Below are 664 nucleotides of genomic sequence, written 5' to 3'. Positions count from 1 at the left end.
GAGAATACCAATCACACCTTGGTGCCAATCGCGCTGGAACAGCGATAAGCCGTATGGCAGCTCGCTGTGTTCGCCAAACTGCAAACGTTCACAAAACGCCATCGCTTCTTGCTTCATGCCTTCTTCAATCTCTTTACGAGTCTGATTGAGCCCATCAAGCTCACTGGCCATGCGACGTGCAGCGTGGATGTTGTTACACATCAGCAGCTCAACACCAAAAGACATGTCGTCTAAACGGCCAGCGGCATTAATACGCGGCCCCAATGCAAAGCCGAAGTCCGATGCCACCAAACGTCGCGCATCGCGTTTCGCCACTTCAATCAGTGCCTGAATACCTGGGCGCGCTTTCCCCGCACGAATGCGCTGCAAACCTTGATGCACCAGAATTCGGTTGTTCTCATCAAGCGGCACAACATCAGCGACAGTGCCCAGTGCGACAAGGTCGATCAGCTCCATCAGTTTCGGCTCTTGCATGCCTTGCTGAGCAAACCAATTGTGTTTTCGCATGTGGACGCACAACGCCATCATCAGATAGAACGCCACACCAACGCCAGCCAGCGCTTTAGAAGGAAACGCACAACTGTCGAGGTTTGGGTTCACCATCGCATCCACTTCTGGTAGAACTTGCCCTGGCAAATGGTGGTCTGTCACCAATACGGTAATG

At 52.9% G+C, this 664-nt stretch carries 1 pseudogene; it reads right to left on the bottom strand.

What is annotated here, in order from left to right:
• A pseudogene (locus R8N49_RS27715) lies at positions 1-664 on the bottom strand (single-stranded-DNA-specific exonuclease RecJ); the annotation flags it as partial.

The organism is Vibrio sp. 1978 (genome assembly GCF_033344345.1).
Note: the sequence above shows the minus strand (reverse complement) of the source record. Positions and strands in the feature narration are given on the sequence as shown.